The organism is Oscillibacter sp. PC13 (genome assembly GCF_900115635.1).
Classification (GTDB): Bacteria; Bacillota; Clostridia; order Oscillospirales; family Oscillospiraceae; genus Oscillibacter.
Window position 1 is genome coordinate 79482 of record NZ_FOXE01000006.1, and the last position, 20011, is coordinate 99492.

The following is a 20011-nucleotide window of genomic DNA, read 5'->3' on the forward strand; positions in this document are numbered from 1 at the left end:
TAGCAGAGTTTTGGCTGGCATTGTTACAAAAAATAGCGTATAATATTTGTAAATATGACAAATTTGAAATTTTCTGCGGACAAAGGGAGAGAGAACATGCGGATTAACCGGCAACATGCGCAGAGCATCGTAAATGAGATGAAGGGATCGATTCACCGGGATATGAACATTATGAATCAGGAGGGAGTGATCATTGCCAGCACCAATCCTACACGATGCGGGCAGCTGCATCAGGGGGCTGCAGAGTTGATTGAAAGGAGGTTGCCATGTCTGACAGTCAGAGAGGATAATCCAGCTCATGGCGTCCAGGCTGGGATCAACTTGCCGATTGTGATTGATAATGAATTGGCCGGCGTCATCGGAATCACGGGAAATCCTGATGAGGTTTCCATTTTTGGCGACATTATCAAACGTATGACAGAAATTATGCTGGAAAGTGTTCGGCAAAAGGAGAACTCCGATCTGATGGATCGGGCCAAGGGCTTGTTTATGGAGAATTGGCTATTTACCGACCAGCCTGACTGGCCAGAGCTGGAGGTCCGTGGACGCCTGCTGGGGATTGATATTGCGGAGCCTTATACAATTGCGATTCTGCAGCCGGCAAAGGCCATCCGGACAGATCATGACCGCGCTGACAGAATGGAGGAGATGCAGAGCAGCCTGATTTTGCAAATGATTCAAAGGCACCTTCGGACAAACCGGAACCATTGTTGTGCAGTCATTCGAAATCGCATTATTGTATTGCTGCACCGGAGCAGCCGCTCGGAGAGTGCTTCCATGATCGGGAAGATCTGCCAGGACATTGAGAGCTATTATTCCACGCAGGTGGCCGGTGGAATCAGCAGTGTCTCACAGAGTCCGGCAGATATCCGGCGCTGCTATTTGGAGGCACAGACGGCCAGCGCCATTGCGGTACAGTCAGCCCAAAGCAGCGTGTTGTTTTATGACGAGGTATCCCTGGAATTTATCATGCAAAGCATCCCCCGGCCCATCACAGAGGATTTGCGGCGTCTGGTATTTGCTGCCTGCCAAGAGGATGAGCGGAAAGAACTGCTTCATACCATTCGCCTGTACTTTGACTGCGGCGGAAGTATCCAGCGTTGTGCCGATGCCAGTTTTGTTCATCGCAATACCTTCCAGTACCGAATGGACTGCCTGAGGAAAAAAACGGGATATGATCTCCGGATACCAAAGGATGCAGTGCTGCTGTATTTGGCTGCATATGCGGATTTGGATCCTTAAAGCTCCGTGGCCTGTTAGAGTGCGGAGCACATAAAGCCCGGCTTTCGCCGCCTGCGTATGCATGATATCATGATGCAAGGCCTGCTTTTACAGCATAAAAAGGGGCTGAAAATTAATTTTCAGCCCCTTTTGGCACCCCGGACCAGACTCTAACTGGTGGCCTGTCGCTTAGGAGGCGACCGCTCTATACAACTGAGCTACCGGGGCATGCATATGATATTGAATTTTGGGAGAAGGTGAAACAGAGGAAAAAACACTGATAAAGCATTCCTGAACCTGCACCGCAGCTGCAGGCCGGTGAAATGGACAACTTTTATTTTACCTGTTTCTGCCCCGGCTGTCAATCATGAAACCGGGCCGCCGCATTTGACAGCGGCCCGGTTTGAAAATCAAATGACCCGGAGACGAATGACATTGGGGAGCGCGGCCAGTTCCTCTACCACAGAGGCCTCCGGCTGTGCGCCAAGATCGACAATGGTATAGGCGTAATCTCCTTTGGATTTGTTGCTCATGTTTTCCACATTGACGCTGTCGCGAGAGAGCAGTGTGGTGATACCTGCCAGCATGGCCGGTACATTTCTGTGAATGAGGCACAGCCGGCAGATGCCGCTACGCTCCTGGCTGACCGCTGGGAGATTCACGGAGTTGCGGATGTTGCCGTTCTCCAGATAGTCCCGCAGCTCATCCACAGCCATCACGGCGCAGTTTTGCTCACTTTCCGGCGTAGAGGCTCCCAGGTGCGGCATGGCAATCACATGCGGGGCCTGCACCAGGCGATTGTTGGGAAAGTCGGTGATATAAGCGGCCACCCAGCCGGTGTCCAGAGCCGCCAGCATGGCGTCGTCATCCACAATTTCTCCGCGGGCCAGGTTGATGAACCGGACGCCGCGCTTCATGGCGGCGATGGCTTTTGCATCAATCATCTGTTTGGTCTTATCCGTAAAGTGAATGTGAATGGTAATATAGTCCGCCCGCTTATAGAGCTCGTTGATATCCTTCACCACATGAATGTGGCGGTCCAACCGCAGAGCAGCGTCCACGGATAGAAAGGGATCGTACCCATAGACATCCATACCCATGGAAAGGGCGATGTTGGCGACCAGCGAACCGATAGCTCCCAAACCGATGACGCCAAGCGTCTTTTTATAAAGCTCCGGACCAATGAAGGCGGCCTTTCCCTTTTCCACCACAGTGGTGACATCCACGCCGGCGGCTACCTGCTGGCGGACCCATTGAATGGAACCGTCCACATCCCGGGAACCCATCAGCATGGCGCACAGCACAAGCTCCTTTACAGCATTGGCATTGGCTCCGGGCGTGTTGAATACAGCGATTCCTGCTTCTGAGCAGCGCTCCAGGGGAATGTTGTTGACACCCGCACCCGCCCGGGAGATGGCCAACAGGTTCTCGGGGAACGCATAGTCCAAAAGCTTTGCAGAGCGGACCAGAATGGCATCCTCTTTGGTTTCAGAATCGGAGACGGTATAAAGCTCCGGATCCAGACGATTCAATCCAACGGGAGAAATTTTGTTGAATGTTTTTACGCGATACATGGCAAATTGCCTCCTGGGGTGGTCCCAGCGGACCACAATACTTGCGGAGGAACGTGCGGCGCTGGCGCCGCTTCACTCCGCAGCAATGTCTATCATAAAAAGAAAAAAGCGGGGCGTCAATACGCGAAACGGCGAAAAAAGACAGCTGGCAAAAGGTTTCTTTGTGGAAAAAGGTATTACTTTTTTGGCGGACGATTTAAAAGAGAAAACATCTTGGAAATATCAAAAAAATGTTGAGATTTCTATTGAAATACCGAAAAAGGCAGAATATAATATAATACCGTGTGTAAAGAATTGAGTCGCCGGACCGGAGCGGGAGCCCCCTGCGGCACCGCCGCACAGAAGGAGTATGGAAGTATGCAGAATGAACATTTGAGAAACGTTGCCATTATCGCCCACGTTGACCACGGCAAAACGACGCTGGTGGATGAGATGCTCAAGCAGGGCGGCGTCTATCGGGAAAACCAGGAGACTGTGGAGCGCGTGATGGACTCCGGTGATCTGGAGCGGGAGCGGGGCATTACCATTCTGGCCAAAAATACCGCCATCCAGTATGGCGATACAAAGATTAATATTGTGGATACCCCGGGCCATGCTGACTTTGGCGGAGAGGTAGAGCGAATTTTGAAGATGGTCAACGGCGTCATTCTGCTGGTGGATGCCGCCGAGGGGCCGATGCCGCAAACCCGTTTTGTGCTGTCCAAGGCGCTGGAGCTGGGGCACCGGGTCATCGTGGTGGTCAACAAGATTGACCGGCCGGATCAGCGGATTCACGAAGTCATTGACGAGGTGCTGGAGCTTCTGATGGATTTGGATGCCACGCCTGAGCAGCTGGACAGCCCCATGCTGTTTTGCTCTGGGCGCCAGGGCACCGCTTCCTACTCCCCCGACGTGGTGGGGACGGATCTGAAGCCGCTGTTTGAAACGATTCTGGAGTATATCCCTGCTCCGGAGGCAGACGTGGATCAGCCGTTCCAGATGCTGGTCAGTTCCATTGATTACAATGAGTTTGTGGGACGGATTGCCATCGGCCGCATTGAGCGGGGAACCCTGAAGCAGAACCAGGAGATTGCCGTGTGCAATTACCACGATCCGGAGGCGGTGCTCCGCAAGGCCAAGGCTACGGCTATTTATGAATTTGAGGGCCTCAGCCGGAAGGCGGTGACAGAGTCTACTGCGGGTAATATTATTGCCATGAGCGGCATCCCTGATATCACCATCGGCGATACCATCTGTGCACCGTCTGCTGTGGAGGCGCTGCCGTTTGTGAAGATCAGCGCTCCCACGCTGGAGATGACCTTCTCTGTCAATGACTCACCCTTTGCCGGCCGGGAGGGCAAGTTTGTCACCTCCCGTCAACTGCGGGAGCGGCTGTACCGGGAGACGCTGAAGGATGTGTCCCTGCGGGTTACGGAGACGGATCGGGATACGGCGTTCAATGTGGCGGGCCGCGGCGAAATGTCTTTGTCTATCCTCATTGAAACCATGCGCCGGGAGGGATATGAGTTTCAGGTATCTCCCGCCCGCGTTCTGTACAAGGAAATTGACGGAAAGCGGTGCGAGCCCATCGAGCGTTTGGTGGTGGACGTGCCGGCTGACTGCGTCGGATCCGTCATTGAAAAACTGGGGCAGCGAAAGGCTGATATGGTGGAGATGACGCCGGTGGGCGAGCGTATGAAGGTGGAGTTCCTGATTCCGGCACGGGGCCTCTTCGGCTATCGCAACGATTTCCTCACGGATACCAAGGGCGAGGGTATTATGGCCTCGGTCTTTGATTCCTATGCTCCTTATAAGGGTGATATCTCCCGCCGCGGTACGGGCTCGATGATTTCTTTTGAAACCGGCGAGTCCATTACCTATGGTTTGTTCAATGCCCAGGAGCGCGGAACCCTGTTTATCGGCGCCGGCGTGCCGGTTTACGGCGGCATGGTCATCGGCGTCAGCCCCCGCAGCGAGGATATGACGGTGAACGTCTGCAAAAAGAAGCAGCTGACCAACACCCGGGCCAGCGGATCGGATGAGGCCCTGCGGTTGGTGCCTCCCAAGCAGATGAGCCTGGAGCAATGCCTGGAGTTCCTGGCAGATGACGAACTGTTGGAGGTCACACCCAAGAGCCTGCGGATGCGCAAATCCATCCTGGATCACGAAAAGCGTATGAAGGCCCTTCACGGGAAAAAATAAAAGTTTCTTGGAACAGAAGGTATAGATAGGACCGTATTCAGCAGCGGCAGGCATAAAATCCTGCCGCTGCTTTTTCTGCTCCCCAATACCGTGGAAATACTTGGGCGTTTGAGGAACTTTTTGCGTGTTCCTGCGTCTGTATAAACAACTTACCGAAAGGATGGCGTATTATGAAAAAGACTCTTGTAAAATTGTTTTCTCTGGTACTGTGCGCCGCCATGCTGTGTGCTGTCGGTGCGGCTGCCGCGGAAGAGACGTCCCCTGCCCGTCTTGGACCGGTTCAGGTCTGGGGAACTGTAACCTGGACTGAAAACGGAAGCCTGTTCCTGAAGAACAGCAATGAAAGCGACCCCAATCAGGAGATCATTGTCCATGTGAGTGACGACACGATTCTGATGGATGCCGTGTCCGGCCTTCCAATGGAAAAAACGGCAATTCAGGATGGGGATATTGTCTATGCATGGGTGGGGCCGGCTATGACCATGAGCCTGCCGCCCCAGGCCACTGCTGCTGTGGTGGTTGGAAATATCCCTGCGGACTATGCGGTTCCCCAGTATTACCAAGCAGCAGAGCTCCAGCCGCAGGCTGTAATTGCCATCTATCCCGTGCCTCCGCTGACACAGGTGACATTGACCGCCACCAGCGGCAAGACACTGACCATCACGGATGATGCAGAGATCGTCCCCTATTTAACAAAGAACATCGTAAGACTGGAGGATCTGGTTCCCGGTACGGAATTTATGGTCTGGAGCGATGCACAGGGAAATCCGCAGCGGGTCATGGTGTTCCCCTATGCCTACCGGGGCTATGCGGAACAGACGGAAAACGGGCGCCCGATTGTCAATGGGCAGATGCTGGACGCATCGATTAAGACGGACAGCGATGGGATTGTAATGCTTCCCATACGAGCCACGGCTGAGGTGCTTGGGTTGGAGGTCTCCTGGGAGAACGGCAATGGGGCTGTTGTGAAGGAAAACGGGAAGACGGTCTTTACGGCGCTGCCGGGCCAGGAGGCTGTGCTGCCCGACGGCGAGGAGGCACCCTATGGGATCTGCATGTTTGAAGATGGAACCACATATCTGCCTGAATCCTGCCTGATGTCCCTTCTGAATCTGTTCCGGGTGGGATAAGCATTTACATAACGTCCGCCGTTCTGCGCACACTGGAGGGCAGAGGTGATCAATATGGAAGAACAGGAACTGCCCTTGGGACTTGGGATGGCACTTGCCCAGCATCCGGGAGCGCTGCAGAGGTTTGCTGCCCTTTCGGAGGCGGAACGGCAATCTGTAATTGACAGCGCGCATGCTGTCCGGTCCAAGGCGGAAATGCAGACCTTGGTGGATTATCTGACAGCGGATATGTAAAAGGGAGCGGCATCTGCCGCTCCCTTTTTTACGCAATTTATGCGGTGAACCGCAGGTGAAACCGGGCACCGGAATGACCGGCGAAGACAACATAACCATCTGCCGGCAAAGGAATGCTGGAGTCATTCCACAAAACCGAGGAGGCAACCAACTGCCAGTTGGCATTATAAACCCAGAAGCCACCGCTTTCTGGAAGCTGAACCGTCATGATTTTCCCGGCGGCCGCGCCTGTCCGGTACCAGCGGGCACAGCCGTCTGAGGGAATGGTGGTGTAGGACCAACCGGTGCCTGCAAACAGATTGGGGATACCCGATACGGACAGATAGGCGGTGTGATTGGCCTCCATCCAAGCGGCCTGTCCCTGCGTGGAAAGATGCAAATCCTGGCCATCCCGTCCGCCTGTGCCGGGCAGCTGCAGTTCATACAGAGCTGTGGTGCTGTCAACAATTCGGGCAGCACCCACATAGCCTGGAATGTGCTCTGGCTGCGGGGCGGCGGCAGAAGTGGCGAGACTAAGATACACTTGAGAGCTATACTTCTCATGCAGCGGGACAAAGCTCTGGGCCGCAGCGGCATTCCAGGCAGCCAACGCCTCGGGAGAGGGCGTATTCTCCGGAACCATCACGGCCGCGTAGTTGGAGGTTGGCAGAATGCCAAGGCCGGGCAGCTGTGTGAATCCCTTCTGGTACAAATAAAGTTGTCCATTGCGCTCTGGCACCAGCTTGAGAAGGACGGTTCCAGCGGTATTCCGGAAAGAGCCGTCATTATAGTAGGAGAGAACCTGTACGGGGACGTCAGAAGCATTCAGATACCGCAGAGACATTGTCCCTTCTGCGGAGAGCTGAATCTGATACTGTGCGGAAGTGGAGGCATAATATCCGGCTTTCCCCAGCAATGATTCCGGCATCACAGCTGGTTCGGCAGCCGGAAGTTCCGGAACCGTTTCGTCCACCGGAATACCCTGCTCCTTCAGCAGGGACAGCGCGATTCGGGCAGCGGCAAGTTCATTATAAGTGGAGACGCCTCCGGAGGACACCACTGCCACAGACAGGCTGTATTCCGGAATCACCAGCAGGCCGGCATGATAGCGAAGGGTATCGCCGCCCTTCACCAAAGCGGTGATGCCGCTTTGGCAGAAAGGATACCAATTCACGGCGTCCCACCCAAGGCCAAAGGACAGCTGATCCAGATCGTCCTCCGGCCAAATACCCGTTTGATACTCTGGAGCGGCCATTGCATCCAGCGAGGATTGGCGCAGCAAACTGGATTCCGTGAGGGCCCCGCCAAAAGCGGCCAAATCGGCAGCGGTGGCATACAACCCTCCGGCACCGACAACTCCCAGGCAGTCTTTGGGAAGGGCGCGGGGATCGGTTCCCTGATAGGTTTTTGCCAGACGGCTCTCCTCGAATTTGTCACTTGGAGAAAAGGTATCCTCCAGATGCAGCGGTTCCAGGATATGCTGATTCATATAGGTTGGGAAACTCTGACGGGAAACAGCCTCCACCATCAACTCTGCCAGGGTGAAGCCGTCATTACAGTAGACGCTGTAAGCGCCCGGATCTGCTTTCAGGCGCTGTGTGGCCAGCTGGTCCAGCAGCCCCTCTGCGGCCCCACGGTCCGGGTCGTCAAACAGCAGGGCACTGTCAAAGGTGGAGCCCATTAGACCGGAGGAGTGGTTCAGGAGCATCCGCACGGTGATGTCTTTGTATCGGCTGTCCTTCATGCGGAAATTGGGAAGATACTGCGTGACCGGTGCATCCAAGAGAACTTTGCCCTGCTCAACCAGCTGCATTACTGCGGCGGTGGTGTAAATTTTGCTGACGGATCCAATACCGTACAACTCCTCACCTGTCAGAGCACGATTCTCCGTCCGGGAGTAATTTCCAACGTGACCGGAGAGCAGAATCTCCCCGTTTTGCCATACGGCGTATTGGAGGCTGTCGGCACCGCCGTATTCCATGGCACCGGAGGCAGCCAGGGCAGCCTCGACAGCACTCCCGCCCGCAGCCGAGGAGGGTGTCAAAAGACTCGCAGCCACAAGCACGGCCAGAATAAAAGCAGTCCAGCGCTTTTTTAATATGTGCATCCATTTACTCCCTTCCCGGTTTCAGCGAAATGACCGGCTGGAATTTTAGAAGGCTGTCTGAAAGAATCCGTGGATTTCCCATGAGAATAGGCTCATAGCAATCAAGTTTTTTGCGTGCTGCAGCGGATGGAGGCAGCGGCAAAGGCAATGCCCAACCCGCCGCATAGGGTACACAGCGCCAGCATCGCATTGACCCCGCCCAAATCGATGGCATAGCCCGCCAGGAGATTCCCCACCATGCCGCCAAGACCATTGGAGGCAATCATCATCACGGTCTGCCCGCGGACGCGGTCTGCGATGGGGACGCTTTCGTTGGCATAGTAGACAGAAGAGGGGGTAAAGAGTCCATACCCCAGCATCTGAATAGGCTGTACGGCAAGAACCCATCCAAGGGAGGGAGTCAGTAAAAACAGAAATGGCTTCAGCGCCATAAAAGAGACCGCCAGAGACAACGTACCCTTGCTGCCAAGGCGCCGCCACAAATGCGGAAAGAGAAGCGCCGCCGGAAGCTCAGAGGCCCCCATCAAAAACAATGCAATTCCAAGATGAGTGGAGTTGCCCCCCCGATCTGTTACAATATTCACCATAAAATTGACGATGGGCATCACTGCTGTCATGCCAAAAAATGCAGCTGCCAGCATCAGAGAAAAAGAGCGGCTGCTGCGCAGCAGATACCAAACAGAATGCGGAGCTTCACAGGGAGAACGCTTGGGCAGAAGCTCCGTCGGGAAAGTAGGGTAGAGAGCCACGGCGATAATCAGCAGACTCAGAAGCATCCCGTGCACCAGCAGAACAGATTCCACACCGAAACGGGCCGCCTGACCGCCCAGCACCACGCAGATAACCGCATAGGCAAACGAACCCAGGCCGCGGCCCAGACTGTAATTCACCTGCAGGCCGGTGTTGATGAACTGCACTGCCATGGAATCCACCAGAGGATACGTATTCAGTTCGACCACGCCAAGCGCCAGGAAAATGAGGGCAGTTCCAGCGAAACCAGGACGGGTACAATAAAAAATAACGTTGACTGCCAAGGCAACGATCAAGGAGGTGCCCAGAATCCGTTTTAAGGGAACGTGTGGGTTCCGATCTGCCCAGCCGCCCAAAAAAGGTTGGGCCAGAATTCCGGATAGGCAGCGGAGCGCAGCAAACACTCCCGCCTCCCCGCTGGAAAAGCCGCGGCCCAAGAGAAGGGCGGTCTGAAACCCGGAAAAGGCACCGAACATCGACCAATAAATCAACTGCACCAGAATATACATCCCATTGACCCGGCGCAGAGAGGGAAGCTCCTTCATCGGATACCTCCTGTTGCTGTCAGGGTGCCTAAAAGCGGTTCAAAGTCCACACCTTCCCGCATGGGAAGATTCTCCAGGGCGGTCCGCTCCGCACAGATACGCACGAAGTCCACGGCTTTGGCAGCGGCATCCGGAAGGGAGGCGCCCTGCACCAGTGCGCCGGTGAGCACGCTGGCAAATACATCTCCAGTTCCGTGGAACTCGCGGGGAATCCGGGAGGTCTGCACTGCAGTGGAGCGTCCTGTTTTGGCATCAAAGCACATGGCACCAGTCTGCTCCGGAGAGAGAACAGCACCGGTGAGCACCACGGAACGGCGCCCATCCATGCTCAGCCTTTCCACGATTTCGCAGTAACCTGTCTTCCCCTCCTGCAGGGCTGTATATGGCAGATTCAGCAAAAGGGCTGCTTCCGTCAGATTGGGGGTGATGACATCCGCACACGCTGCCAAGCGGGCCATTCCAGTGCACATGGCTGGCGTATAAGTCTGATAAATCTCACCGTGGTCGCCCATTACCGGGTCCACAACAACAATGGTGTCCCTGCCGCGGAAGTCCTGCAAAAAATGTTCCACCAGGCCAATTTGCTGCACGCTTCCAAGAAAACCGCTGTAGATCGACTGAAACTGCAGGTTGAGAGATTTCCAGTGAGCGGCGACCTTTGGGATTTCCTCTGTCATGTCCAAAAAGGTGAAGCCCTCAAAGCCGCCGGTATGCGTGGAAAGGAATGCCGTTGGCAGAGGGCAGCATTGAACTCCCATGGCAGAGAGAATGGGAATGGCAACCGTAAGGGAACAACGGCCAAATCCGGATAAATCATGGATGGCAGCAACGCGGGGCGTAGGCATAATGGCTCCTCTTTTCTATGATTTCCAAGTGAATTTTCTTTATTGTACCGTAGTTTTTCCTATTGTTCAAGTGCGCGGAATATGGTATACTAAGTTTAACTTTGTTCGATGGACACATGATTCTGCTACTCATGTACTGTGTCTTATTGTATCCATGAAAGATGCGCCTGTGATGGAATTGGTAGACATGCGAGATTTAGGTTCTCGTGCAGCGATGCGTGTGGGTTCGAGTCCCTTCAGGCGCACCACGTCGGAGCAAAGTCCGCTTTGCTCCGACGTCTTTTTATACCTACGACAAAAAAGACGTCATCCGCCAGCTCCCTTGCTCTTCCTTTCCAAATCGAACCCGCATTCACTGGGCTTCGATTTGGTGGGCCGCTTTGCGGGCGGCTGTTTTTCGTTTCTGGCAAAAATATCGGTTTTAACCGACCTTTCCAACTCTAAATAGCTTGAACCCTGTTACCGCTGGCAAGGTGTTCGAGCTATTTGTTTTAAAGAACATTTCAAGTCTTGCAAAAGCGTTTCAAAAATATTGGCTGGACCTGTTTTGAAAATTGAGTTTGAGAAATGAGGAGAGGATACAAATGACCGCAAGTCAGGTTCTATCCGCTACACTTCCCTTTTGGGAGAAGTTGTCCGAACAAGACCGGGAGATGTTCTCTACAGGCTGCCTCACTAAGAGCTTTGCCAAAGGCGAGATTATCAACCGCTTTGACGAGGGATGCCAGGGAGCAATTCTCCTCCAGAACGGTCAAATCCGTATCTATATCGTTTCAGACGAGGGGAGGGAGGTTACACTCTACCGCCTGCATACGGGAGACATTTGCGTGCTGTCAGCGTCGTGCCTCTTGGACTCTATTGCCTTTGACGTAGCGATTGAGGCCATGGAGCGGACAGAGGCTCTGCTGCTCCCCTCTGCTGCCCTGCACCAAGTCATGGAACGGAATCCCTATGTGGACTTGTTTCTGGCTAAGACTGCTAATGAACGGTTCTCTGACGTAATGTGGACGATGCAGCGAATTTTGTTCTGCGGTGCGGATCGGCGGGTGGCGGCATTTTTATGGGACGAGATGATAAAGACTGGGAGGATGTCCCTCTCTTACACCCACGACGAGATTGCCCGCTGTATCGGCAGCGCCAGGGAGGTTGTCACCCGGATCTTGAAGTATTTTGCCCAAGAGGGGATCCTTGCGCTGGAGCGCGGCAAGGTCCTTATTCTGGACCGGGAAAAATTGCAGGCTTGTTTGTGACTCTGTCACAGACATCTCCGCGTCTGCCTGGTATGATGAAAGCAAGTAAGAACGACGGATATTTTGCGGGGAGGCGGTAGATATGGTATCAAAACGGTACGCGGAGCCAGATCAGCAGGTCTGTGTGGCCTGCGGTGCCTGCGAAAAGATATGTCCGAAAGGCGCTGTCAGCGTCTGGCGGGGGTGCTGGTCTGTTGTCGATTTGGAGCTCTGCGTCGGGTGTGGAAAGTGTGCCAAGATCTGCCCGGCAGGATGCATCCGGATGAAGGAGAGAGTGCTGGCATGAGAGAAAAACACTGGTATGACTATCTGTGGATCTGGGCTCTCCTTTACTTTCTCCTCGGCTTTTTCAACATCCTGTTTGCATGGCTGGGGATGATTGATTTTCTCCTTCCCTTGGGCATTGCCGTTGTGCGGGGGGATAAAGCGTTCTGCAACTCCCTTTGCGGCCGGGGACAGTTGTTCAATAGACTGGGGAGTGGATGTAAGCTCTCCCGCGGCAGGCCCGCACCGAAGTGGATGTCCGCCAAATGGTTTCGCGTCGGTTTCTTGATTTTCTTCCTGACGATGTTCGGGAATATGGTGTTCCAGACATACTTGGTGGCTGCTGGAGCGGGGACGCTGCGGGAGGCCGTCAAACTCTTCTGGACATTTCGTGTCCCCTGGGGGTGGGCGTACGCTGCTGGCACAGTGTCTGACTGGGTTGCCCAATTCAGCTTTGGCTTTTACAGCTTGATGCTGACCTCCGCCCTAATTGGCCTGGTTGTGATGGTGCTGTACAGACCCAGAACCTGGTGTACGTTCTGCCCCATGGGGACGATGACGCAGGGAATTTGCAAACTGAAAAACGCCGGGGGACAAAAAGATTCAGCGTAATAGCGTAATAGAACGATAAACCCAATCAATTAAGGAGGCAAGTATGATGAAACAATACAAGAAAATGCTCCTTGCCGCGATGGCGGTGGCTACAGTGGCGGTGAGTATTGGCACAGCGTCCGCTCTGGCGGCGGAGGTGCCGGCGCCAGCCACCTGTCCGGCGTATGTGGACGCAGACGGTGACGGTGTCTGTGACAACCGTGGGATCAGAAAGGGCCTTGTTGACGCAGATGGTGATGGTGTCTGCGACTTCCAGGGTCACGGCTGGGGAACACACGGGATGAGACGAGGCCACGGGGCGTGTCGGGATTCCGGTTGATAAACAAGGGCAGGGCGCTAGGATACGCCCTGCTCTTTTTCGATGACCGGTGTTTGGGAGACAGAATAGAATACGTCTACAACCAAACAGGAGACGACTGACCAGATGACGGCACATTGGGTAAGTCCATTCAAGAATTCCGCCCAATAGGTGGAATTCTTTCGCTTCGACACATAGTCCCTTTTTCAATAGCCATTACGCGCTCACACTGCTGTGCTAAAGCGACAAGGCCGGAGAAAACAGAGCACGGAAGAGCCTTGAGAACACAATTTTCGACTGAAATTTCCTGAAGAATGCATGTAACGGGAAGGAGCATTTCCTGAGGTCCAGGCTGTAAGGAAATGTGAACGGTCCCGTATAAAACGAGGGGCAGGGCTTCAAACTAGCAGGGAGGCGGCGCATTCTGGAGGCCGCACAGTCTGACAAACGGAAAGGAAATCGGATATGCCGGAAAAAATTGTGATTGCCCTGGGCGGCAATGCCCTTCAGTCCAAGGACAGCGCCCCTACGGCAGAGGCACAGCTGGAAGTTGTAAAAAAGACCTGCGAATACGTGGCAGAAATCAGTGGACGGGGATATGAGATCGCGGTTGTTCACGGCAATGGGCCGCAAGTGGGGCGGATCGTACAAGCCAGTGAGGCGGCAAAAGATGTGGTGCCTCCCATGCCCTTCGACGTGTGCGGTGCGATGAGCCAGGGATATATTGGGTATCACATCCAGCAGGCGCTGAAATATGCCCTGAACAAGCGGGACCGAAATTACCCTGTGGTGACCATTGCCACACAGGTGGTGGTGGACCGGAGCGATCCGGCCTTCCAAAATCCTACAAAGCCTATCGGCAGCTTTTACACCCAGGAGGAGGCACAGGCCCTTTCGGCGGAGAAGGGCTACACCATGCGGGAGGACTCCGGCCGTGGCTGGCGGCGGGTGGTTGCATCGCCTATCCCCCGGCGAATTGTTGAGATCCATGCGGTAAAGCTCCTGTGGGATGATGCTATCGTCATCACCTGCGGCGGAGGCGGTGTGCCCGTGGTGGAAAATGCAGATGGTACACTGGAGGGTGTGGCAGCGGTGATCGACAAGGATCTGGCGGCAGAGCTTCTGGCAGAGCAGGTGGGAGCAGATGTGCTGCTGATCCTGACAGAAGTGGAAAAGGTGGCCATTCGATATGGAAAGCCCGATCAGCAGGATTTGGGGCATATGAGCCTGGCAGAGGCGGCCAGATATGTGGAAGAGGGGCATTTTGCACCGGGCAGTATGCTCCCAAAGGTGGAGGCAGCCATGAAATTTGTCAGGGCGAACCCCGGCAAAAAGGCCATTATCACAAGTTTGGACAAGGCGCTGGAAGCGCTGGATGGCAAGACTGGTACGGTGGTGACATTCGCATAAGAAAAAAACCGCGCCGGAGGCGGGTGTGTATAAAATAGTGTGGCAGATGAACGCAGGCAAGCACAGACAGAAGCGATTGTGAAATTTGAACGGATTTCTGATTGATATCGGAACCGCCCGGACAAAAAGTTCGGGCGGTTTTGGTGCAGATGGTTGAATGATTTTCTTTTTGCTGATATTCTTTATTTATTAAGCGAATGAAATAAATCGGCATTTGGGGAGAAAGACTTATGGTGAAAATCAAGAATGCTTTGTTCTCAGAACAAGGTATGAAAATAGTGAATACACTATTTCTCCTATCCTTAATTGATCAGAAATAGCGGGATTATTTTTATTGCCTATATCGTTTGGATAGCTTATCTGATATACGGGATCAGAACGACATTATCCAAGACAATTGAAGCTGTATATTTTGCGTTTTCCATGTTTGCAGCAGCTATGATTGCGATTAATGCTGTGCTCTTGGCCAAAAGTTTATAGTGGCAACTCCCGGATTACCGGGCTACTGCAAAATCTTTCAGAACAAAAAGGCGCACTTCTATACCCTCCTATCGGGAGTATCGTGCATCCTGGGCAGTTTCATTCCCTGCCGTCAGAAGGCTGCGTCATGACCTTCCGGCAAGGTTGGCTATATCCCCTTGCGCCGCTAAAGCGGCTATCCCCCGTAGGTTGCCGTCCGCAACTGTTTCATAAACTGTTCGCTGACAGCCAGTTTGAATAATATGTGAAAAGAATCCTCCGTATGATCTAAACCATACGGAGGATTCACTGTTTTACGGACACCGCCCTATCGGCGCGGTTTTTCCCCTGGATAAAGTGTTCTCAGACAGCAGCAGCAATGGCCTGGCCCATGGCAGCACAGCCGACCTTCGTTTTCCCGGGTTCCATGATATCTCCGGTTCGCAGACCGCTTTCCAGTGTTTTATTGACAGCTGTTTCGATGGCATCCGCCTCTGCGGGCATCCCAAGGCTGTATCGGAGCATCATGGCCGCCGCCAGAATCATACCGATGGGATTGGCCAGATCCTGGCCTGCAATATCAGGGGCAGATCCGTGAATGGGCTCATAGAGGCCTCGGGTGCCTTCTCCCAAAGCGGAGGAGGGGATCATACCAATGGAACCGGTAATCTGGCTGGCCTCGTCAGAGAGAATGTCGCCGAAGAGGTTTTCCGTCACAATCACATCAAACTGGCTGGGATCCCGGACAATCTGCATGGAGCAGTTGTCCACATACATATGGCGGACCTCTACCTCCGGATACTCCTCGGCAATGCGGTTCACAATTTTCCGCCAGAGCTTGGAGGAGTCCAGAACATTGGCCTTATCCACGGAACAAAGCCGCTTGGAGCGCTTCATGGCCGTGTCAAAGCCAACACGGACGATACGCTCGATCTCGTGCTGGGAGTATGCCATCACATCGGAGGCGGCCTCCTCTCCATTGCGCTGATAGGTCTTGTGCTCACCGAAATAGGCGCCCCCGATGAGTTCCCGGACGACCATGAAATCAATCCCGCGTTCCACAATGTCTGCCCGCAGCGGGCTGGCCTCTTTCAGCTGGGGAATCAATTTGGAAGGGCGCAGATTGGCATACAGGCCCATGCCGGCGCGGAGGGCCAGCAGGCCCTTTTCCGGCCGGATGGCGGGATCAATGGTGTCCCACTTGGGCCCTCCGATGGCAGAGAGCAGGGCGCTGTCAGACGCTAGGCAGGTTTTCAGACTGGACTCCGGCAGGGGTACGCCGAAGGCGTCGATGGCATTGCCGCCCATGGGGGCTTCCTCATAACGGAAGGTATGTCCGAACTTGTTGGCGACCACATCCAAGACAGCCAAAGCCTGGGCCATGATTTCCGGGCCGATGCCGTCGCCCCGGATAATTGCAATTGTCTTTTCCATACTGTTTTATCCTTTCAGGGACGCCATGAGGCCGCCCTTTTGAATCATATCCTTGATAAAATCGGGGAAGGGCTCGGCTTGATAGGTCTCGCCCTTGGTGACATTGGTGATGACGCCGGTGTCGAAGTCGACAGATACCTCGTCCCCGTCTGAAATGCCGTCGCTAGCGGCTTCGCACTCCAGAATGGCCAGGCCGATGTTGATGGCGTTGCGGTAAAAGATGCGGGCAAAGGTCTTGGCAATGACGCAGCTGATGCCCGCGGCCCGGATGGCAACGGGAGCGTGCTCCCGGGAGGATCCGCAGCCGAAGTTCCAGCCGCCCACCATGATGTCGCCGCCGTGGACCTTCTTTACAAACTCCGTGTCGATGTCCTCCATGCAGTGGCTGGCCAGCTCTTTTTCGTCCTGGGTGGCCAGATACCGAGCGGGGATGATGACATCAGTGTCGATGTGATCGCCGTACTTATGAACTTTACCGTGTGCATTCATGCTTCCATGACCTCCTTGGGATGGGTGATGTGGCCGGTAACGGCGCTGGCGGCCGCCACGGCGGGAGAGGCGAGATAGACCTCGCTGTCCACGTGGCCCATACGGCCCACGAAGTTGCGGTTGGTGGTGGAGACGCAGCGCTCACCTGCGGCCAGGATGCCCATGTAGCCGCCAAGGCACGGCCCGCAGGTGGGGGTGGAGACAATGCAGCCGGAGTCCAGGAAGATCTCCGTATAGCCCTGCTTGATGCACTGGCGGTAGACGTCCTGGGTGGCAGGGATGATGATGGCCCGGATGCCCTTTGCCACCTTCTTTCCCTTGAGCACGGCAGCGGCAGCGGCCATATCTGCGATCTGTCCATTGGTACAGGAGCCAATGACCACCTGGTCAATGGCAACGTTGCCGCCTTCTGCGGCGGGGTGGGCGTTTTCCGGCAGATGGGGATAGGCAACTGTGCAGTCGATTTCTCCCAAATCCAAGTCGATGACCTGCTCGTATACCGCGTCCGGATCCGCCTCGTAAACGGTGTAGGGCCGGTTGACGCGGCCGTCCACATAGGCCCGGGTAACTTCATCTACGGCGAAAATACCGTTTTTCGCGCCGGCCTCAATGGCCATATTGGAGATGGTGAGGCGGTCAAAAATGCTGAGATTCTTCAGCCCGGGGCCGGAGAATTCCAGGGAGCGGTACAAGGCACCGTCCACTCCGATCTTGCCAATCAGGTGAAGAATGACATCCTTGCCGCTGACATAGGGGCGGAAAGAGCCGATGATGTTCACCTTGATGGCGGCAGGCACCTTGAACCAGGTCTCACCAACTGCCATGGCCGCGCCCATATCCGTGGAGCCAACGCCAGTGGAGAAGGCGCCCAGGGCACCGTAGGTACAAGTGTGGGAGTCCGCGCCGACGCAGGCCTCGCCGGGGGCGATCAGACCCTTTTCCGGAATCAGGGCATGCTCAATGCCCATTTGGCCCACGTCGTAATAATTGTCCAGGTCAAACCGGCGGGCAAAAGTCCGGCACTGCTTGCATTGGGTAGCGGCCTTAATGTCCTTGTTGGGAGCAAAGTGATCCATCACCATGACGATTTTGCTCTTGTCGAACACCTTGTCAAAGCCGGCCTTTTCAAATTCGTTAATGGCCACCGGAGAGGTGATGTCGTTGCCAAGAACCATATCCAGCTTGGCCTTGATCAGCTGGCCAGCCCGCACCTCAGGGAGCCCTGCGTGGGCAGCCAGGATTTTTTGTGTCATTGTCATTCCCATGTTGTGCTGTCTCCTTTCCTCAGCCCGCCGTAATTTTGTTGATACCGTTTACATAGGCGCGAATAGAGGACTCGATGATATCTGTAGAGATACCGGTGCCGGTGTAGACCTCGCCATTGTGGCTGATTTTCACTACGGCCTCACCCAAGGAGTCCTCGCCATCCGTGACAGCGTTGAGGCTGAAGCTCTCCAGATTCACATCCAGATCTGTAATGCGGTTAATGGCCTTGAACGCCGCATCCAGGGGGCCGCTGCCAAGGGAAACCTCTTCAAAGGACTGGCCGTCTTTGGAAATTTTAATGCAGGCGGTGTTGGCAATTTCATTGCCGGTATTGACCACATGTCCAACCAGCTCGTAGGTGGGGATATCATCCCGGCGGTAGCTGAGGGCCAGTGCCTCCAGATCGGAGTTCGTGATGCTTTTCTTCTTGTCTGCAAGGGCTTTGAAGCGGGCAAAGACGTCGTCCAGCTGAGTATCGCTGAGCTCGTAGCCCATGTCCACCAGACGGTCCCGCAGAGCGTGCTTGCCGGAGTGTTTGCCCAGGACCATGGTGTTTTGGGGAATGCCCACATCAGTGGACTTCATAATCTCATAGGTGGCGGCATTGGCGGCCACGCCGTGCTGATGAATGCCAGACTCATGGGCAAACGCATTGGCACCCACAATGGCTTTGCTGGGGGCGATGGGTACGCCGGTGATGCTGGAGAGGAGCTTGCTGGTTTTATAGATTTGCTTGGTGTTGATGCCGGTTTCGGCGTCATAGTAGTCGGCCCGTGTCTTAATATTCATGGCGATTTCCTCCAGGCTGGCATTGCCTGCCCGCTCGCCGATGCCATTGACGGTGCATTCCACCTGTGTGGCACCGGCCCGGACACAGGCCAGGGTATTGGCCACGGCCAGACCCAGATCGTCGTGGCAGTGGACGGAAATATCCACCTGGTCGATCCCTTCCACGTTGGCCTTGAGGTAGCGGATAAGAGAGCTCATCTCCTCCGGTGTAGAGTAGCCCACAGTGTCAGGAACATTCAAGACGGTGGCACCGGCCTTGACGGCGGCGGTGTAGCAGCGGGCGAGAAACTCCTTGTCAGAACGGGAGGCGTCCTCTGCGGAGAATTCGATGTCCGCGCATTTGGACTTGGCATAGGCTACATTTTCAGCGATGCTGGCCAGCACCTGCTCCCGGGACATCTTCAGCTTATACTCCATGTGGATATCGCTGGTGGCCAGGAAAACATGAATGCGTGGATGCTTGGCGACCTTTACGGCGTCCCAGGCAGCGTCAATGTCGCCCTTGGTGCAGCGTGCCAAACTCGCCACGGTGCAGTTGGTGACCACGCCGGCAATAGACTGTACACTTTTAAAATCCTCGGGGGAGGAGATGGCAAAGCCGGCTTCGATGACATCCACACCCAAGGCATCCAGCTGCCGGGCCATGTCCAGCTTTTCCGGCAGATTCATGCTGCAGCCGGGGGACTGCTCGCCGTCCCGGAGTGTAGTGTCAAAAATTTTGATTCGTCTCATGGAAAGTTCCTCCTTATTTGTGGCTTTTTCTGTTTCAGGCAGCCCCGGGCAACAAAAAAAGCCTTCGTCTCTCAAAATAAGAGACGAAAGCTCACTTCCGCGGTACCACTCTTGTTGATATAAAAATATCCACTCTCCGTATCGGTCCCATTCGGAACGAATACTGCCTCGCTGGTAACGGTGAGGAACCCGTTCACACCTACGGCCCAAAAAGGCTTTCAGCGGACTGCTCAAGGGCCAGTATATCGTCTGTCTGCATACCGTCTCGCAGCAACCGGCGGCTCTCTGAAATGCGCGCAGCGACTTTTTCCCTGTCATGGCATTTGTACTGTATTGGTTCAGACTTTACACGATTCTGAACAAGTTGTCAAGAGTATATTTAAAAAAATCAAAAAAGGGAGAAAATCAGACGCTGGAAAAGCGGAAAGACATTGTGCGGGAA

18 protein-coding genes, 2 tRNA genes and 1 other annotated feature are annotated in these 20011 nt (G+C 54.6%); of the genes, 11 read left to right on the forward strand and 9 right to left on the reverse strand.

What is annotated here, in order from left to right:
- The first annotated feature begins 96 nt into the window (after positions 1-96).
- Positions 97-1242: a CdaR family transcriptional regulator gene (locus tag BMZ81_RS04870; protein WP_177187204.1), complete on the forward strand. Its 1146-nt coding sequence runs from the start codon at positions 97-99 to the stop codon at positions 1240-1242.
- Positions 1243-1372: 130 nt separating this feature from the next.
- Here BMZ81_RS04870 and BMZ81_RS04875 read toward each other — a convergent pair.
- Positions 1373-1449 (reverse strand) — tRNA-Arg (locus BMZ81_RS04875).
- 182 nt (positions 1450-1631) lie between these two features.
- Entirely contained in the window at positions 1632-2795 is a 1164-nt protein-coding gene (locus tag BMZ81_RS04880) for a phosphoglycerate dehydrogenase (RefSeq protein ID WP_091129313.1), read from the reverse strand.
- Here BMZ81_RS04880 and BMZ81_RS04885 point away from each other — a divergent pair.
- From BMZ81_RS04885 to BMZ81_RS04900, 4 genes are all read left to right on the forward strand, one after another.
- Positions 2773-3093 carry a hypothetical protein gene (locus BMZ81_RS04885; protein ID WP_143072736.1) on the forward strand — a complete coding sequence of 107 codons (321 nt, stop codon included), beginning with the start codon at positions 2773-2775 and terminating at the stop codon, positions 3091-3093. The genes BMZ81_RS04880 and BMZ81_RS04885 overlap by 23 nt on opposite strands.
- 59 nt (positions 3094-3152) lie before the next feature.
- Positions 3153-4976 carry a translational GTPase TypA gene (gene typA / locus BMZ81_RS04890; RefSeq protein ID WP_091129318.1) on the forward strand — a complete coding sequence of 608 codons (1824 nt, stop codon included), beginning with the start codon at positions 3153-3155 and terminating at the stop codon, positions 4974-4976.
- 170 nt (positions 4977-5146) lie between these two features.
- Positions 5147-6106, forward strand: a complete 960-nt coding sequence (locus BMZ81_RS04895; RefSeq protein WP_091129319.1) for a stalk domain-containing protein — start codon at positions 5147-5149, stop codon at positions 6104-6106.
- A 54-nt stretch (positions 6107-6160) separates the two neighbouring features.
- Positions 6161-6340, forward strand: coding sequence for a hypothetical protein (locus BMZ81_RS04900; RefSeq protein ID WP_091129478.1), 180 nt, complete (start codon positions 6161-6163; stop codon positions 6338-6340).
- 37 nt (positions 6341-6377) lie between these two features.
- Here BMZ81_RS04900 and BMZ81_RS04905 read toward each other — a convergent pair whose 3' ends face one another.
- The 3 genes from BMZ81_RS04905 to BMZ81_RS04915 form a co-directional block, all read right to left on the reverse strand.
- Positions 6378-8426, reverse strand: a complete 2049-nt coding sequence (locus BMZ81_RS04905; RefSeq protein ID WP_091129322.1) for a serine hydrolase domain-containing protein — start codon at positions 8424-8426, stop codon at positions 6378-6380.
- A 101-nt stretch (positions 8427-8527) separates the two neighbouring features.
- Positions 8528-9721: an MFS transporter gene (locus tag BMZ81_RS04910; protein ID WP_242942566.1), complete on the reverse strand. Its 1194-nt coding sequence runs from the start codon at positions 9719-9721 to the stop codon at positions 8528-8530.
- The gene (locus BMZ81_RS04915) at positions 9718-10566 is read right to left on the reverse strand and encodes a pyridoxamine kinase (protein ID WP_091129325.1); all 849 of its coding nucleotides are present in this window, start codon (positions 10564-10566) and stop codon (positions 9718-9720) included. Before BMZ81_RS04915 ends, BMZ81_RS04910 begins: the two co-directional genes overlap by 4 nt.
- Positions 10567-10729: 163 nt before the next feature.
- Here BMZ81_RS04915 and BMZ81_RS04920 point away from each other — a divergent pair.
- From BMZ81_RS04920 to arcC, 6 genes are all read left to right on the forward strand, one after another.
- A tRNA-Leu gene (locus BMZ81_RS04920) sits at positions 10730-10814 on the forward strand.
- A 336-nt stretch (positions 10815-11150) separates the two neighbouring features.
- Positions 11151-11816, forward strand: coding sequence for a Crp/Fnr family transcriptional regulator (locus BMZ81_RS04925; RefSeq protein ID WP_091129328.1), 666 nt, complete (start codon positions 11151-11153; stop codon positions 11814-11816).
- Between the two features lie 82 nt (positions 11817-11898).
- Entirely contained in the window at positions 11899-12102 is a 204-nt protein-coding gene (locus tag BMZ81_RS04930; protein ID WP_091129330.1) for a 4Fe-4S binding protein, read from the forward strand.
- Positions 12099-12692: a 4Fe-4S binding protein gene (locus BMZ81_RS04935; protein WP_091129333.1), complete on the forward strand. Its 594-nt coding sequence runs from the start codon at positions 12099-12101 to the stop codon at positions 12690-12692. The genes BMZ81_RS04930 and BMZ81_RS04935 overlap by 4 nt, the downstream gene beginning before the upstream one ends.
- A 43-nt stretch (positions 12693-12735) precedes the next feature.
- Positions 12736-13011, forward strand: a complete 276-nt coding sequence (locus BMZ81_RS04940; protein ID WP_143072737.1) for a hypothetical protein — start codon at positions 12736-12738, stop codon at positions 13009-13011.
- 444 nt (positions 13012-13455) lie between these two features.
- A complete protein-coding gene (gene arcC / locus BMZ81_RS04945) occupies positions 13456-14400 on the forward strand; it encodes a carbamate kinase (protein ID WP_091129338.1) in 945 nt (314 codons plus the stop codon).
- 822 nt (positions 14401-15222) lie between these two features.
- Here the strand turns inward: arcC and leuB are convergent.
- From leuB to BMZ81_RS04965, 4 genes are read right to left on the reverse strand one after another with little or no spacing between them, the layout of a single operon-like run.
- On the reverse strand, positions 15223-16293 hold the full coding sequence (leuB, locus tag BMZ81_RS04950; protein WP_091129340.1) for a 3-isopropylmalate dehydrogenase: 1071 nt from the start codon (positions 16291-16293) through the stop codon (positions 15223-15225).
- Positions 16294-16299: 6 nt separating this feature from the next.
- Entirely contained in the window at positions 16300-16782 is a 483-nt protein-coding gene (leuD, locus tag BMZ81_RS04955) for a 3-isopropylmalate dehydratase small subunit (RefSeq protein ID WP_091129342.1), read from the reverse strand.
- Positions 16779-18047 carry a 3-isopropylmalate dehydratase large subunit gene (gene leuC / locus BMZ81_RS04960; RefSeq protein ID WP_091129345.1) on the reverse strand — a complete coding sequence of 423 codons (1269 nt, stop codon included), beginning with the start codon at positions 18045-18047 and terminating at the stop codon, positions 16779-16781. Before leuC ends, leuD begins: the two co-directional genes overlap by 4 nt.
- A gap of 19 nt (positions 18048-18066) precedes the next feature.
- Positions 18067-19611 carry a 2-isopropylmalate synthase gene (locus BMZ81_RS04965; RefSeq protein ID WP_278308871.1) on the reverse strand — a complete coding sequence of 515 codons (1545 nt, stop codon included), beginning with the start codon at positions 19609-19611 and terminating at the stop codon, positions 18067-18069.
- A 34-nt stretch (positions 19612-19645) separates the two neighbouring features.
- Positions 19646-19896, reverse strand: a binding site (T-box leader).
- Positions 19897-20011: the final 115 nt, after the last annotated feature.

Bases quoted from the DNA above. Each gene is read 5' to 3' on its own strand.
- arcC (WP_091129338.1), top strand. From the start codon at position 13,456: ATGCCGGAAAAAATTGTGATTGCCCTGGGCGGCAATGCCCTTCAGTCC.
- BMZ81_RS04870 (WP_177187204.1), top strand. From the start codon at position 97: ATGCGGATTAACCGGCAACATGCGCAGAGCATCGTAAATGAGATGAAG.
- BMZ81_RS04880 (WP_091129313.1), bottom strand. From the start codon at position 2,795: ATGTATCGCGTAAAAACATTCAACAAAATTTCTCCCGTTGGATTGAAT.
- BMZ81_RS04930 (WP_091129330.1), top strand. From the start codon at position 11,899: ATGGTATCAAAACGGTACGCGGAGCCAGATCAGCAGGTCTGTGTGGCC.
- leuB (WP_091129340.1), bottom strand. From the start codon at position 16,293: ATGGAAAAGACAATTGCAATTATCCGGGGCGACGGCATCGGCCCGGAA.
- BMZ81_RS04935 (WP_091129333.1), top strand. From the start codon at position 12,099: ATGAGAGAAAAACACTGGTATGACTATCTGTGGATCTGGGCTCTCCTT.
- leuC (WP_091129345.1), bottom strand. From the start codon at position 18,047: ATGGGAATGACAATGACACAAAAAATCCTGGCTGCCCACGCAGGGCTC.
- BMZ81_RS04895 (WP_091129319.1), top strand. From the start codon at position 5,147: ATGAAAAAGACTCTTGTAAAATTGTTTTCTCTGGTACTGTGCGCCGCC.
- BMZ81_RS04910 (WP_242942566.1), bottom strand. From the start codon at position 9,721: ATGAAGGAGCTTCCCTCTCTGCGCCGGGTCAATGGGATGTATATTCTG.
- BMZ81_RS04940 (WP_143072737.1), top strand. From the start codon at position 12,736: ATGATGAAACAATACAAGAAAATGCTCCTTGCCGCGATGGCGGTGGCT.
- typA (WP_091129318.1), top strand. From the start codon at position 3,153: ATGCAGAATGAACATTTGAGAAACGTTGCCATTATCGCCCACGTTGAC.
- BMZ81_RS04915 (WP_091129325.1), bottom strand. From the start codon at position 10,566: ATGCCTACGCCCCGCGTTGCTGCCATCCATGATTTATCCGGATTTGGC.
- BMZ81_RS04905 (WP_091129322.1), bottom strand. From the start codon at position 8,426: ATGCACATATTAAAAAAGCGCTGGACTGCTTTTATTCTGGCCGTGCTT.
- BMZ81_RS04925 (WP_091129328.1), top strand. From the start codon at position 11,151: ATGACCGCAAGTCAGGTTCTATCCGCTACACTTCCCTTTTGGGAGAAG.
- BMZ81_RS04900 (WP_091129478.1), top strand. From the start codon at position 6,161: ATGGAAGAACAGGAACTGCCCTTGGGACTTGGGATGGCACTTGCCCAG.
- leuD (WP_091129342.1), bottom strand. From the start codon at position 16,782: ATGAATGCACACGGTAAAGTTCATAAGTACGGCGATCACATCGACACT.